This is a genomic window from Campylobacter canis, assembly GCF_045504005.1.
Taxonomy (GTDB): domain Bacteria; phylum Campylobacterota; class Campylobacteria; order Campylobacterales; family Campylobacteraceae; genus Campylobacter_A; species Campylobacter_A canis.
Map to the genome: position 1 here is coordinate 53,652 of NZ_JBJJXH010000006.1, position 14,902 is coordinate 68,553.

The 14,902-nt window shown below is 39.2% G+C and carries 9 protein-coding genes and 1 tRNA gene; 7 read left to right on the forward strand and 3 right to left on the reverse strand.

Annotation, left to right across the window (positions count from 1 at the left end; all coding sequences use genetic code 11):
• Window positions 1-106 precede the first annotated feature (106 nt).
• The 7 genes from rpoB to ACHJH3_RS07285 all read left to right on the forward strand — a co-directional run bounded on the left by rpoB (window position 107) and on the right by ACHJH3_RS07285 (window position 12,680).
• Window positions 107-4,246, forward strand: coding sequence for a DNA-directed RNA polymerase subunit beta (gene rpoB / locus ACHJH3_RS07255; protein WP_407064237.1), 4,140 nt, complete (start codon window positions 107-109; stop codon window positions 4,244-4,246).
• Complete coding sequence (gene rpoC / locus ACHJH3_RS07260) at window positions 4,239-8,747, forward strand: DNA-directed RNA polymerase subunit beta' (RefSeq protein ID WP_407064238.1); 4,509 nt, start codon at window positions 4,239-4,241, stop codon at window positions 8,745-8,747. Before rpoB ends, rpoC begins: the two co-directional genes overlap by 8 nt.
• Window positions 8,748-8,833: 86 nt before the next feature.
• On the forward strand, window positions 8,834-9,223 hold the full coding sequence (locus tag ACHJH3_RS07265) for a DoxX family protein (RefSeq protein WP_407064239.1): 390 nt from the start codon (window positions 8,834-8,836) through the stop codon (window positions 9,221-9,223).
• Window positions 9,224-9,313: 90 nt separating this feature from the next.
• Window positions 9,314-9,703, forward strand: a complete 390-nt coding sequence (rpsL, locus tag ACHJH3_RS07270; RefSeq protein WP_169940604.1) for a 30S ribosomal protein S12 — start codon at window positions 9,314-9,316, stop codon at window positions 9,701-9,703.
• A gap of 74 nt (window positions 9,704-9,777) precedes the next feature.
• Entirely contained in the window at window positions 9,778-10,248 is a 471-nt protein-coding gene (gene rpsG / locus ACHJH3_RS07275; RefSeq protein WP_169940601.1) for a 30S ribosomal protein S7, read from the forward strand.
• A gap of 12 nt (window positions 10,249-10,260) precedes the next feature.
• Complete coding sequence (gene fusA, locus ACHJH3_RS07280) at window positions 10,261-12,339, forward strand: elongation factor G (RefSeq protein ID WP_407064240.1); 2,079 nt, start codon at window positions 10,261-10,263, stop codon at window positions 12,337-12,339.
• A gap of 264 nt (window positions 12,340-12,603) precedes the next feature.
• A tRNA-Arg gene (locus ACHJH3_RS07285) sits at window positions 12,604-12,680 on the forward strand.
• Window positions 12,681-12,851: 171 nt separating this feature from the next.
• Here the strand turns inward: ACHJH3_RS07285 and ACHJH3_RS07290 are convergent.
• The 3 genes from ACHJH3_RS07290 to ACHJH3_RS07300 form a co-directional block, all read right to left on the reverse strand.
• Window positions 12,852-13,217, reverse strand: coding sequence for a hypothetical protein (locus ACHJH3_RS07290; protein ID WP_407064241.1), 366 nt, complete (start codon window positions 13,215-13,217; stop codon window positions 12,852-12,854).
• A gap of 139 nt (window positions 13,218-13,356) precedes the next feature.
• Window positions 13,357-13,893: a hypothetical protein gene (locus tag ACHJH3_RS07295; RefSeq protein WP_407064242.1), complete on the reverse strand. Its 537-nt coding sequence runs from the start codon at window positions 13,891-13,893 to the stop codon at window positions 13,357-13,359.
• Between the two features lie 90 nt (window positions 13,894-13,983).
• Window positions 13,984-14,901, reverse strand: a complete 918-nt coding sequence (locus ACHJH3_RS07300; RefSeq protein WP_407064333.1) for an ABC transporter ATP-binding protein — start codon at window positions 14,899-14,901, stop codon at window positions 13,984-13,986.
• Window position 14,902 lies beyond the last annotated feature (1 nt).

Sequence of the window (14,902 nt, forward strand, 5' to 3'; positions counted from 1 at the left end):
TTGTTATTTTTGGAAGGAAGCTCTCGGGCTTCCTTAATTAAATTTTAGATGCCGCAAATTTGTGGCTCAATACTTTTCTTTCAAACTTATACCACGAGGTAGATGCATGTTAAACAGCTTATACTCAGGAAATCGTCTTAGAGTTGATTTTTCAAATGTTGCTAAAGAGATAGATGTTCCTAACCTACTACAATTACAAAAAAAGAGCTTTGATCATTTTTTAAATTTGAGCGAAAATCAAGGCGAAAGCGGTATCGAAAAAGTTTTTAAATCAATATTTCCTATACATGATCCGCAAAATAGACTTTCGCTTGAATACGTAAGCTCAGAGATCGGCAAACCGAAATATACTATCAGAGAGTGTATGGAAAGAGGTCTTACATACTCTGTAAATTTGAAGATGAAAATTCGCCTCATAGTTCATGAAAAAGATGAGAAAACCGGTGAAAAGATCGGTGTAAAAGATATAAAAGAGCAAGAAATTTTTATACGCGAAATTCCTCTTATGACAGATAGAATTTCATTTATTATAAACGGTGTTGAAAGAGTTGTCGTAAACCAACTCCATAGAAGCCCGGGTGTTATATTTAAAGAAGAGGAAAGCCCGACTGTAGTAAATAAACTAATTTACACGGCTCAGATTATCCCTGATCGTGGCTCTTGGCTATATTTTGAATATGACACAAAAGACGTTTTATACGTTCGTATCAATAAACGCAGAAAGGTTCCTGTAACTATACTATTTAGAGCGCTTGGATATAAAAAACAAGATATTATAAAGCTATTTTACCCTATTCAAACCCTATCGATTAAAAATAATAAATTTTTAACTCCGTTTAATCCTGAAGATTATGTCGGCAGAATCGAATACGATATAAAAGATGAAGACGGAAATGTGCTTCATGAAGCAGGCAAAAGACTAACTAAGAAAAAAGCAGACAAGATAATAAGCGAGGGCGTAAAGTGGGTTGAGTATCCGACCGAAATTTTGGTTAATAGATTTTTAGCTTCTCCTGTTATCGATAAAGAGAGCGGAGAGGTGCTTTATGATACTCTTGCGCAGCTTGATGAAAATAAACTGGTCAAAATTTTAGCCGAGCAAGATAGTATAGAGATAGCAAACGACTTGGCAGCTGGCGTTGATGACGCGATTATAAACTCATTTATTGCAGATAGCGAGACTCTAAAGCTTCTTAAGCAAACTGAAAATGTTGAAGATGAAAACGACCTTGCGGCGATTAGAATTTACAAAGTTATGCGACCCGGCGAGCCTGTCGTAAAGGAAGCTGCAAAAACATTTGTAAACGATCTCTTCTTTAATCCTGAAAGATATGATCTAACGCAAGTCGGTCGTATGAAGATGAATCACAAGCTAGGTCTTGACGTTCCTGAATACGTAACAGTTTTAACAAACGAAGACATTATAAAAACGGCAAAATATCTTATAAAAGTTAAAAACGGACAAGGACATATAGATGATAGAGATCACCTCGGAAATAGACGTATCCGCTCTATCGGCGAGCTTTTAGCCAACGAGCTTCACCTTGGCTTTGTGAAAATGCAAAAGGCAATCCGTGATAAATTTACAAGCCTAAGCAGTAATATCGAAGAGATAATGCCTTATGATCTTGTAAATCCAAAGATGATCACTACGACTATAACAGAATTTTTTACGGGCGGACAGCTAAGCCAGTTCATGGATCAGACAAACCCGCTAAGCGAAGTTACGCATAAGCGCCGCTTATCGGCACTCGGTGAGGGCGGACTTGTAAAAGAGCGCGCAGGATTTGAAGTGCGTGACGTTCATCCTACTCACTACGGCAGAATTTGTCCGGTTGAGACTCCGGAAGGTCAAAACATCGGTCTTATAAACACACTTTCAACTTATGCTAAAGTAAATAACCTTGGCTTTGTTGAAGCGCCGTATAAAAAAGTAGTTGACGGCAAAGTAACCGATGAGATTGTTTATCTAACGGCTACTCAAGAGGAAAATAGCGTTATAGCTCCGGCTTCAACTTTGATAGATGATAATGGATATATAGTTGAAGACTTGATCGAGGCTAGACAAGATGGCGAGATGATACTTGCCAAGCGTGAAGACGTTAAGCTAATCGACCTTTGTTCCGGCATGATAGCTGGTGTTGCTGCTTCGCTTATTCCGTTTTTAGAGCATGATGATGCTAACCGTGCCCTCATGGGCTCAAACATGCAACGTCAAGCAGTACCGCTTCTTCGCTCATCTGCTCCTATCGTAGGAACGGGCATGGAAAGAATCGTAGCGCGCGATGCTTGGGAGGCTATCAAGGCAAAACGCTCGGGCGTTGTTGAAAAAGTTGATAATAAAAATATTTTCATTTTGGGTGAAGATGAAGTAGGTCCTTACATAGACCATTACTCTATGGAGAAAAATTTAAGAACTAACCAAAATACAACTTTCTCTCAACATCCGATAGTAAAAAAAGGCGATGTGGTTGAATCAGGGCAAGTTATAGCCGATGGCTCTAGTATGGAGCGTGGCGAGCTTGCCATAGGCAAAAACGCACTTATCGCGTTTATGCCTTGGAACGGATACAACTACGAAGATGCGATCGTAATCAGTGAAAAAATGATACGTGAAGATGCTTTTACAAGCGTGCATATCTATGAAAAAGAAATAGAAGCTCGCGAGTTAAAAGACGGCGTTGAAGAGATTACAAAAGATATTCCTAACATAAAAGAAGAAGATCTTATGCATCTTGACGAAAGCGGAATTATCAAGATCGGAACACATGTAAAACCCGGCATGATACTAGTAGGAAAAGTATCTCCAAAGGGCGAGGTTAAACCAACTCCTGAAGAGAGACTTTTAAGAGCGATATTTGGTGAAAAAGCGGGTCATGTGGTAAATAAATCACTATATGCAACGGCTTCTATGGAAGGAGTTGTGGTAGATGTTAAAATTTTTACCAAAAAAGGTCACGAAAAAGATAGCAGAACTAATAAAACTTACGAAGAGGAAAAAGCGGCTTTAGAAAAAGAGCATCACGATAGACTTCTTATGATGGATAGAGAAGAGATGCTAAAGGTTACTTCTCTTCTTTCTAAAAACACTCTTACATCAGCTCAAACCATAGGCAAAAAAGAGTATAAAAAAGGTGCAAAGATAGATAAGGCCGAGCTTGAAAATATCAATCGTTTTACCCTAAACAGCATAGTAAAAGGCTTTTCAAAAGACATTCAGAAAAAATACGATGAGCTAAAAGTCTATTTCCAAAATGAGAAGAAAAAGCTAAAAGAAGAGCACGATAACAAAATCGAAATTTTAGAAAAAGACGATATATTGCCAAGCGGTGTTGTAAAGCTAGTAAAAGTATATGTGGCGACCAAGCGCAAACTAAAAGTGGGCGATAAGATGGCTGGACGTCACGGTAACAAAGGTATCGTTTCAAACATCGTTCCTGAAGTTGATATGCCATACCTTCCTAGCGGGCAGCCTGTGGATATAGTATTAAATCCGCTAGGTGTTCCAAGCCGTATGAATATAGGTCAAATTTTAGAAAGCCACCTTGGTCTTGTCGGATATCGTTTAGGCGAGCAAATAAATCAAATTTTCGAAGAGAAAAAAGGCGAGTGGGTTAAAGAGCTTCGCGCTAAAATGATAGAGATCGCTTCGGTTTCTAAATTTATGGATGCTAAAAAAACTCTTGCCAAAATAGATGATGAGCAACTTATCGAATACGCAAGAGATTGGGCAAGTGGCGTAAAATTTGCCACTCCTATATTTGAAGGTGTTAGAGTTGAAGAATTTGCCAAGCTCTTTGAGATGGCGAAAGTAGATATGGACGGTAAAACCGAGCTTTATGACGGACGCACCGGTTCAAAAATAAAAGAGAGAGTAAATGTCGGCTGCATGTATATGCTTAAGCTTCACCACCTTGTCGATGAAAAAGTTCACGCAAGAAGTACCGGACCATATAGCCTTGTTACACAGCAACCTGTCGGCGGTAAGGCGCTATTTGGCGGTCAAAGATTTGGTGAGATGGAGGTTTGGGCGCTTGAAGCTTATGGTGCGGCTCACACTTTAAGAGAGATGCTAACCGTAAAATCAGATGATGTTGAAGGTCGTTTAATGGCGTATAAGGCTCTAACAAGAGGCGAAAACGTCCCTGAAACAGGAATTCCTGAAACGTTTTTCGTATTAACAAACGAGCTTAAATCTCTAGCACTTGATGTTGAAGTATATGACGAGGAAGATAACGATGAGTGAACTAAAACCGATTGAAATAAAAGAAGAGCAACGCCCGCGTGATTTTGAAGCTTTCCAACTTCGCTTAGCAAGTCCGGATAAGATAAAATCATGGAGTTATGGCGAGGTTAAAAAGCCTGAAACTATAAATTATAGAACTCTAAAGCCTGAGCGTGACGGTCTGTTTTGCGCTAAAATTTTCGGCCCGATTCGTGATTATGAGTGTCTTTGCGGTAAGTATAAAAAAATGCGCTATAAGGGCGTTAAGTGCGAGAAGTGCGGTGTTGAAGTAACTAGCTCAAAAGTTCGTCGCTCACGTATGGGTCATATCGAGCTCGTAACTCCTGTGGCTCACATCTGGTATGTAAATTCACTTCCAAGCCGTATAGGAACGCTTCTTGGTATTAAGATGAAGGACTTAGAGCGCGTGCTTTACTATGAGGCTTATATAGTTGAAGTGGCAGGCGAAGCGTTTTATGATAATGAAAACAGTAAAAAAGTAGAAATTTATGATGTTTTAAACGAAGAGCAGTATCAATCTTTAATTCAGCGATTTGAAGATAGCGGATTTAAGGCTAGAATGGGCGGCGAAGTTATCCGCGATCTGCTTGAAAATTTAGATCTTGTTGAGCTTTTAAATACTCTTAAAGATGAAGTAAGCTCTACAAATTCGGAAGCGAAGAAAAAAACTATCGTAAAAAGACTTAAAGTTGTTGAGGCGTTTTTAAATTCAGGCAACCGTCCTGAGTGGATGATGATTACGAATTTGCCTGTGCTTCCGCCTGATTTACGACCGCTTGTTAGTCTTGACGGAGGTAAATTTGCCGTTTCTGACGTGAATGACCTTTACCGCCGTGTTATTAATAGAAATGCGCGTCTAAAGAGACTTATGGAGCTTGATGCGCCTGAAATCATTATAAGGAATGAAAAGAGAATGCTTCAAGAAGCGGTTGATGCACTTTTTGATAACGGAAGAAGAGCAAATGCCGTAAAAGGAGCAAACAAACGCCCGCTTAAGTCGCTTTCTGAAATCATCAAAGGAAAACAAGGTCGCTTTAGACAAAATTTGCTTGGTAAGCGTGTTGACTTCTCGGGTCGCTCGGTTATCGTTGTAGGTCCAAAACTTAGGATGGATCAGTGTGGACTTCCAAAAAGAATGGCTCTTGAGCTGTTTAAGCCACACCTTTTAGCTCGTCTTGAAGAAAAAGGCTATGCAACGACCGTTAAACAAGCCAAAAAGATGATAGAAGATAAGACGAACGAAGTTTGGGAGTGTTTAGAGGAGGTTGTTAAAGATCATCCTGTTATGCTAAACCGTGCTCCGACACTGCATAAGCTTTCTATCCAAGCGTTTCACCCTGTGCTAGTTGAAGGCAAGGCGATACAGCTTCATCCGCTTGTGTGTGCTGCGTTTAACGCGGACTTTGACGGTGATCAAATGGCTGTTCACGTGCCGCTTTCACAAGAGGCTATCGCAGAGTGTAAAATTTTGATGCTTAGTTCGATGAATATCTTGCTTCCTGCAAGCGGTAAGGCTATAACCGTTCCAAGCCAGGATATGGTTTTAGGAATTTACTATCTGAGCCTAGAAAAGAGTGATACAAAAGGCGCAAATAAAATTTTTGCAAGTGTTGATGAGGTGATGATAGCCGAGGAAGCGCACTGCCTTGAGGTTCACTCAAAGATCAAGACTATGATTGAGGGCAAGACGCTATTTACGACTGCCGGACGTTTGATTATCCGCTCGATACTACCTGATTTTGTTCCTGAAAATATGTGGAACAGAATTCTTAAGAAAAAAGATATAGCGAATTTGGTTGATTATGTTTATAAAGTAGGCGGACTTGAGATAACTGCAGGATTTTTAGATAAGCTTAAAAATTTAGGCTTCCGCTACGCTACAAAGGCGGGAATTTCTATATCTATAGCCGATATCATCGTTCCTGAAGGAAAACAAAAACATATAGATAGCGCTAAGAAAAAAGTTCGCGAAATTCAAAACCAATACGGTGCAGGTCTTTTAACCGATTCAGAGAGATATAATAAGATAGTCGATATATGGACCGATACAAATAACGTGGTTGCGGGCGAGATGATGAAGCTCATCCAAAACGATAAAGGCGGATTTAACTCGATTTATATGATGGCGGACTCAGGAGCTAGAGGTTCTGCTGCGCAAATTCGTCAGCTTGCGGGTATGCGTGGTCTTATGGCTAAGCCTGACGGCTCAATTATCGAGACACCTATTACATCAAATTTCCGCGAGGGACTAAACGTACTTGAGTACTTTATCTCAACTCACGGCGCTAGAAAGGGACTTGCCGATACCGCACTTAAAACGGCAAACGCCGGATACCTTACCAGAAAGCTCATTGACGTAGCGCAAAACGTTAAGGTTACTATTGAAGATTGCGGTACGCACGAGGGTGTTGAGATCACCGAGATAACCGAAAACGGCGAGCTTATAGAAAGCCTTGAAGAAAGAGTTCTCGGACGCATTCTTGCAGATGACGTTATAGACCCGATAACAAATGAAATTTTATTTGCGGAAGGTACTTTAGTAGATGAAGAAAAAGCAAAAGCTATCATTGAAGCCGGTATCAAATCAGTAAGCATTAGAACGCCGATCACTTGCAAGGCTGCAAAGGGTGTATGCTCTAAATGCTACGGCATAAATTTGGGTGAAGGCAAGCTGGTAAAACCGGGTGAGGCTGTAGGTATCATCTCGGCTCAATCAATCGGCGAGCCCGGAACGCAGCTTACTCTTAGAACTTTCCATATCGGCGGAACGGCATCTACGGAGCAACAAGATCGCCAAGTTGTAGCTCAAAAAGAGGGTTTCATAAGATACTATAATTTAAACGTTTATGAAAATAACGGCAAAGATATAGTTGCAAATCGTAGAAACGCGGCCGTGCTTTTGGTTGAGCCAAAGATCAAAGCACCGTTTGACGGAAAATTAGAGATCGAAGTAGCTCACGAAGATATCAATATAACGATAAAAGGCAAAAAAGAAGAGGTTAAATATACTCTTCGTAGAAACGATGTGGCTAAACCAAACGAGCTAGCAGGTGTTAGCGGTAAGGTAGAAGGTAAAATTTACATACCGTATGCCGACGGAGATAAGGTAAAAGAAAACGAAAGTATAGTTGAGGTTATTAAAGAGGGTTGGAACGTGCCTAATCGTATCCCGTTTGCAAGCGAGATAAAGGTAAAAGACGGAGATCCTATAACTAAAAAAATAACCGCAGGCGCAAACGGAGTGCTTAAATTTTACATCCTTAAGGGCGATTATTTAGAGCGTATAAGAGATATCAAAAAAGGGCATTTGGTAACCGAAAAGGGTCTATTTGTAGTTGTAGCCGATGATGAAGATAGAGAAGCGGTTCGTTACTATATACCTAGAAATTCGGTCATAAAAGTAAATGATAGCGATATAGTAGCGTCTAAAACGATCTTGGCTGAGCCTTCGGATGCAGAGAGACTTGTTATCGCAGAGTGGGATCCATATTCGACTCCTACGATAGCCGAAGAAGCAGGAACAGTAACTTATGAGGATATCGAGCCTGGGTATTCTGCTGCCGAGCAGTATGACGAAACGACCGGTCAAAGCCGTTTGGTTATCAACGAATACTTGCCTTCAGGCATCAAGCCTACGATAGTTATCGCGACAAAAGACGGGAAGCTTATCAGATATCAGCTTGAGCCAAAGACTGCGATATTTGTAAAAGATGGATCTAGTGTAGAGCAGGCTGAAATTTTGGCTAAGACTCCAAAAGCGGTAGCAAAATCAAAAGACATCACCGGAGGTCTTCCTCGCGTTAGTGAGCTATTTGAAGCAAGACGCCCGAAAAATACGGCTATCATTGCAGAGATTGACGGTGTTGTTAGATTTGACAAACCGCTTCGCTCGAAAGAAAGAATTATCATCGAGTCAGAAGACGGCACAACGGCTGAATATCTTATAGATAAAACTCGTCAAATTCAAGTAAGAAGCGGGGAGTTTATCCATGCAGGCGAGAAGCTAACAGATGGTCTTATTTCAAGCCATGACGTGCTTAGAATTTTAGGCGAAAAAGCGCTTCACTACTATCTGATAAGTGAAATTCAACAAGTTTATCGCTCTCAGGGTGTTGCGATTGCCGATAAGCATATCGAGATCATCGTTTCTCAGATGCTAAGACAGGTTAAGATCATAGACAGCGGAGATACAAATTTCATCGTTGGAGATATGGTTTCACGTGCAAGATTCAAGGAAGAAAATGAAAGAATTATGCGCATGAGTGGAAACCCTGCCATAGCAGAGCCTATCTTGCTTGGTGTTACAAGGGCTGCCATAGGAAGCGATAGCGTCATATCCGCCGCATCTTTCCAAGAGACTACAAAAGTCTTAACAGAAGCCAGTATAGCGGCTAAATTTGACTATCTTGAGGATCTGAAAGAAAATGTTATTTTAGGTCGCATGATACCTGTTGGAACAGGTCTTTATCAAGATAAAAAAATCAAGCTAAAACAAAACTAACATTTTGCTCCGCCTTTAAATTTGGCGGAGCTTTTAATCAAATTCTATTTTTAACAAATAAAATATCAAAATTTAATTGGAGTAGTATGAAAAATTTAGATTTAGGAATTCTTGTTGCAAGACTTGGTCTTGGAATTTGTGTTTTGACACACGGATTTAGCAAAATCATGAACGGAATCGGCGGAGTAAAGGCTATTCTTACTAAAGCAGGCTTGCCTGAATTTATGGCTTATTTCGCGTATGTCGGAGAGGTTTTGGCTCCTTTGATGATAATTTTAGGAATTTTTTCAAGGATAGGAAGCGTCTTGCTTATTGGAACATGTCTTACTATTTTGTATTCATTTCACGGTCTTGCAAATCTGTTTGAGCTTACTAATGTCGGTGGGCTTAAAGCCGAAATTGTATATCTTTATATGACTCTTGCTTTGTCTATTTTATTTACAGGTAGCGGCAAATACGCATTAAAGGCTGATTAAATTTCAGCAAAAATACAGGATTTACATTAATTTAAGTTGTATTTAAATATAATTAGGTCTTTTTAATAAATTTAGTCGAAAGGAATTACTGTGCCAACCATAAATCAATTGGTCAGAAAAGAGCGCAAGAAAGTGATTGTAAAATCAAAATCACCTGCGCTAAAAGAGTGTCCTCAAAGAAGAGGCGTTTGCACGAGAGTTTATACTACAACTCCGAAAAAACCAAACTCTGCTTTGAGAAAAGTTGCCAAGGTTAGATTAACTAGCGGCTTTGAAGTTATTAGCTATATCGGCGGTGAGGGTCATAACCTACAAGAACACAGCATCGTACTGGTTCGCGGAGGAAGGGTTAAGGACTTGCCGGGTGTTAAATATCATATCGTTCGCGGTGCTCTTGATACGGCCGGTGTTGCAAAAAGAACTGTTTCACGTTCTAAATACGGTGCTAAACGTCCTAAAGCAGGCGCAGCAAAGAAATAAAATTAGGTTCGCAGACGCGCTTTTAATTTAGTTGCGTTTGAGTAAAATTTATAAAAATTTGAAGGAATAATCAAATGAGAAGAAGAAAAGCCCCTGTAAGGGAAGTTTTACCTGATCCAATTTACGGAAATAAAGTAATCACTAAATTTATTAACTCGCTTATGTATGACGGCAAAAAAAGCGTAGCCACCGAGATTATGTACGGTGCTATCAAAGCTATTGAGAAGAGAAACAGCGAAGTTAAAGGCATAGATGTTTTTAACGATGCTATAGAAAACGTAAAGCCTATCATGGAAGTTAAATCACGTCGTGTGGGCGGTGCTACATATCAAGTTCCTGTCGAGGTTCGTCCTGCGCGTCAGCAAGCTCTTGCAATCAGATGGATAATCGGCTATGCAAGAAAAAGAAGCGAAAGAACTATGATAGATAAGCTTGCTAACGAGCTACTTGATGCTGCAAATTCAAAAGGTGCATCTTTTAAGAAGAAAGAAGATACTTATAAAATGGCAGAGGCTAATAAGGCATTTGCTCACTACCGCTGGTAAGAAGGAAAATTCATGTCAGATAGAAAAACCCCACTTCATATGGTTAGAAATATCGGTATTGCAGCTCACATTGACGCGGGCAAAACGACTACTAGCGAGAGAATTTTATTTTTTACGGGACTTAGCCATAAGCTTGGCGAGGTTCATGACGGCGCTGCTACTATGGACTGGATGGAACAAGAGAAAGAAAGAGGTATCACTATAACCTCCGCCGCTACTACGGCTTACTGGAAAGAGCATCAAATAAATCTTATCGACACTCCGGGCCACGTTGATTTTACTATCGAAGTTGAGCGTTCTATGCGTGTTCTTGACGGAGCGGTTTCGGTATTTTGTTCGGTTGGCGGTGTTCAACCTCAATCTGAAACGGTTTGGAGACAAGCTAATAAATACGGCGTTCCAAGAATAGTTTTTGTAAATAAAATGGACAGAATTGGCGCAAATTTCTTTAACGTTGAAGAGCAAATTAAAAATAGGCTAAAAGCAAACCCTGTACCTATCCAAATTCCAATAGGAGCTGAGGATAACTTTAAAGGTGTTATCGATCTTGTAAGGATGAAGGCATATGTTTGGGAAGATGAAAGCAAGCCTACAACTTATGTGGAAAAAGAAATTCCTGCCGAGCTAGTAGAAAAAGCGAACGAATACAGAAATAAGCTTGTTGAAGCTGTTTCTGAGACAGACGATAGCTTGATGGAGAAATTCTTTAGCGGTGAAGAGCTAACCGAAGAAGAGATTAAAAAAGGCATAAAAGCAGGTTGTTTAAGAATGACTATGACGCCTATGCTTTGCGGAACCGCGTTTAAAAATAAAGGAATTCAGCCTTTACTTGACGCTGTTGTCGATTATTTACCTGCTCCTGATGAGATCGAGGCTATAAAGGGTCAGTATGAAGACGGTCAAGAAGTTCTTGTAGAATCAACCGATAACGGTGAATTTGCTGCTCTTGCATTTAAGATTATGACAGACCCGTTTGTAGGACAACTCACTTTTATACGTGTTTATCGCGGTGAGCTTGAGAGCGGAAGCTATGCTTACAATACCGTTCAAAGCAACAAAGAGAGAATTGGTCGTCTTTTAAAGATGCACTCAAATAAAAGAGAAGAGATTAAAGTCCTTCACGCAGGTGAGATTGGTGCTGTGGTCGGTCTTAAAAATACGCTTACAGGAGATACTCTTGCAAGTGAGAAAGATAAAGTAATACTTGAGAAAATGGACTTCCCTGAGCCTGTTATTTCTGTTGCGGTTGAGCCAAAAACAAAAGCTGACCAAGAGAAAATGGCACTTGCACTTCAAAAGCTTGCGCAAGAAGACCCGAGCTTTAGAGTAGGAACAGACGAAGAGAGTGGTCAAACAATTATATCGGGTATGGGTGAGCTTCACCTTGAGATTATCGTTGATCGTATGCTTCGCGAATTTAAAGTTGATGCAGAGGTTGGACAGCCACAAGTTGCATATCGTGAGACAATTCGCAAAACAGTTGAGCAAGAGTATAAATACGCTAAACAATCAGGCGGACGTGGTCAATACGGACACGTATTCTTGCGTCTTGAGCCACTTGAGCCAGGTAGTGGCTATGAGTTTGTTAATGACATTAAGGGCGGCGTGGTTCCTAAAGAATACATCCCTGCTGTTGATAAAGGTTGTAAAGAGGCGCTTCAAAACGGTGTTCTTGCGGGGTATCCGGTAGAGGACGTTAAAGTTACGTTGTTTGACGGAAGTTACCATGAAGTGGATAGCTCCGAGATGGCGTTTAAACTTGCCGCTTCAATGGGCTTTAAAGAAGGTGCTAGAAAAGCGGGCGCGGTTATCCTTGAGCCTATGATGAAGGTTGAGGTTGAAACTCCTGAGGATTATATGGGTGATGTTATCGGCGATCTTAATAAACGCCGCGGACAGATCAGCTCTATGGATGAAAGAAGTGGCAATAAGATTGTTACGGCATTCTGCCCGCTTGCTGAGATGTTTGGTTATTCAACGGATCTTAGAAGCCAAACTCAAGGTCGTGCTACGTATTCTATGGAATTTGATCACTATGAGGAAGTTCCTAAAAACGTATCCGAAGAGATTATCAAAAAGAGAAACGGCTAAAATTTCGGGCGAGGTTTTCTCGCCCTTTTTAAATTTATCAACTAATATAGATTTACTTAAAACAATAAAATTTTATATCATAGTATTTAAAGTTGCTATAAATAATAAAATAGGTGTGAATAGAGTTATTCTTGATTTTTACAGAAAATAGAAATTTATATAAAAAGAGTCTGTAAAACCTATTGTAAAAAATATAAATGACATGAAACAGAATTTATATTTTTGTTTTTAAACTGAATTTGATGTACTTTGTATTCTTTAAATGTCCTCATAGCTCAGCAGGATAGAGCGCAAAATTCCTAATTTTGAGGCCGTGAGTTCGAATCTCGCTGAGGACACCACTTTCTGGCTTTTATGTAAGGTGCTAAAATTTATTGTAATTAAAATATGAAATACTTATAATGACAATAAATAAATTTTTAATCACAGCAAATAGTATAAATTTATCCAGCTAATAGATTTAATGATTGAGGAGATTTGCAAAGTAGGCGAGCATTCTCGCCTTTATAAATTTAAGTTCTGATAATTCCGTCGTCAATAGGCTCTTTATTTATCTCATCCATCTTTTCTTTGGCATTATCTAGTATTTCATTTGCTTTTTCTTTAGCACCGTCTATGGCGTCTTTAGCCATATCTTTAGCTTCGTTTGCGATCTCTTTTCCTTTGATTAGCGCTTGATCGGTGATATCTTTAGCGTTTTGTCTGAAATTTTCAGTCTTTTTTAAAGCCTCATTTGCTACATCGGCACCTTTGTCTATGGCTTCATTTACGATGTTTTTAGCGCTTTCAACAGCATTCTTAGCCTCTTGTTTATCGCTATCTGAACAACCTAATAATATAAGCATCAATATCGACATAGGTATTAAAATTCGTCTCATTACAAATCCTTTTTAAAATTTAGGCTATTGTATATAAATAAAGTTAATATAGCTATTTTTGTTTTGTTAATATTATAAGAAGTAAAAAAGAATAAAAGCGACAGCCAAGCGCCATCGCTTAGTTTGTAAATTGCGAGGTTTAATTTTTTAGTTTATCGATGCCTTCTTTTGTCTTATCCATGGCTTTTTCACCGATATCTTTAGCACCTTCTTTTATATCCTGCATCTTTTCGCCGGCTGCATCTTTTATCTCCGAGGTTTTTTCTTTCGTAGCGTCTATAGCGTCTTTTGTCATCTCTTTTGCTTTCTCGCCTGCATTCATAGTTTTTTCTTTTGCGCTATCCATCATATCGGCAGCTTTTTCTTTTGTTTCTGTTGCTACTTCTTTGGTTTTATCTATGGCTTTTTCAGCCATATCCTTAGTAGCGTCTTTCATTTCGACGGCCTTTTCTTTAGTCTTATCTGCCATTTCGGCACTCTTATCTATAGCTTTGTTTGCCATATCTTTTGTTGCCTCTTTGGCATCATTTGCCATCTCTTTAGTTTTATCAACCGCTTTTTCTGTCATCTCTTTTGTGGCTTCTACTTTATCTTTAACCTCTTTTTTGCTGCTGTCTGAACAACCGGCAAGCAAAAGCATTGATATAGCCGCTAGGGAAATTAAAATATTTTTCATACGAAATCCTTTGTGTTAATATTTAATAATTGTATATCAGTAAAGTTAATGGGAGTGTTTTTGTTTCATTTATAAACTTGTGATTTAAATTTAAACCAAGTCAAATTTAAAATTCTCTTTGATATCCAAATTTGAGCTAACGATAGCTTTGAATTTAATCCCTTCAAAGTCCAAGAATAGCTCATAAAATGCGCCCAAAAACTGAGCCTTTAGAATTTTCGCCTCATAAGCTTTACCCTGCTTTATCTCTTCGGGACGAAACATAAAATTTCTATCCTGAAGCCAGCTTTGAAATTCGCTTGGTAAATTTGTCGCCATATCTTTATCTATACAGTTCATATCCCCTAGAAAAAGCGCTATTTCTCTAGTTTGAGGATGAAAATATAAATTTTTAGGAGTGTCTATGGCTAAAATTTTGCCGTTTTTTATAAGGGCTATTTTATCGCTTAGTAAAAACGCATCTTCCTTATCGTGAGTTACCATTATTGCGCTAAGGGAGTTTTGCTTGATCATATCTCTTAGCTCCAGTCTAAGGCTGCTTCTTAAGTTATGGTCTAAATTTGCAAACGGCTCATCAAGCAATAAAAGCTTTTCTCTATTGGCTACGGCTCTTGCAAAGGCGACTCTTTGAGCCTGTCCGCCTGAAATTTGATCGCACATTTTATCTTTTAGTTCGCTTATTTTAAATTTTTGCAAAAGCTCTTTTATGCGATCTTCTCGCTCGTTTTTAGGCATTTTAAAAAGGGCAAATTCGATGTTTTTATAGACATTTAAATGTGGGAAAAGCGCATAGTTTTGAAACATCATCGCAACACCGCAAACATCGCAAAATTCTATCTCTCCGCTATCTTTGCTTTCCAAATTTGCAATAATCCTAAGCAGAGTGCTCTTGCCACACCCGCTCTCTCCCAAAACGCTTAAAATTTCGCCTTCGTTTAAGGTTAAGTCTATATCTTTTAGAATTTGCAGATTGCCGAATTTTTTATTTAAATTTTTGATTTTTAAAATT

Bases quoted from the DNA above. Each gene is read 5' to 3' on its own strand.
- ACHJH3_RS07295 (WP_407064242.1), bottom strand. From the start codon at position 13,893: ATGAAAAATATTTTAATTTCCCTAGCGGCTATATCAATGCTTTTGCTT.
- ACHJH3_RS07265 (WP_407064239.1), top strand. From the start codon at position 8,834: ATGAAAAATTTAGATTTAGGAATTCTTGTTGCAAGACTTGGTCTTGGA.
- rpoB (WP_407064237.1), top strand. From the start codon at position 107: ATGTTAAACAGCTTATACTCAGGAAATCGTCTTAGAGTTGATTTTTCA.
- ACHJH3_RS07290 (WP_407064241.1), bottom strand. From the start codon at position 13,217: ATGAGACGAATTTTAATACCTATGTCGATATTGATGCTTATATTATTA.
- rpsG (WP_169940601.1), top strand. From the start codon at position 9,778: ATGAGAAGAAGAAAAGCCCCTGTAAGGGAAGTTTTACCTGATCCAATT.
- rpoC (WP_407064238.1), top strand. From the start codon at position 4,239: ATGAGTGAACTAAAACCGATTGAAATAAAAGAAGAGCAACGCCCGCGT.
- fusA (WP_407064240.1), top strand. From the start codon at position 10,261: ATGTCAGATAGAAAAACCCCACTTCATATGGTTAGAAATATCGGTATT.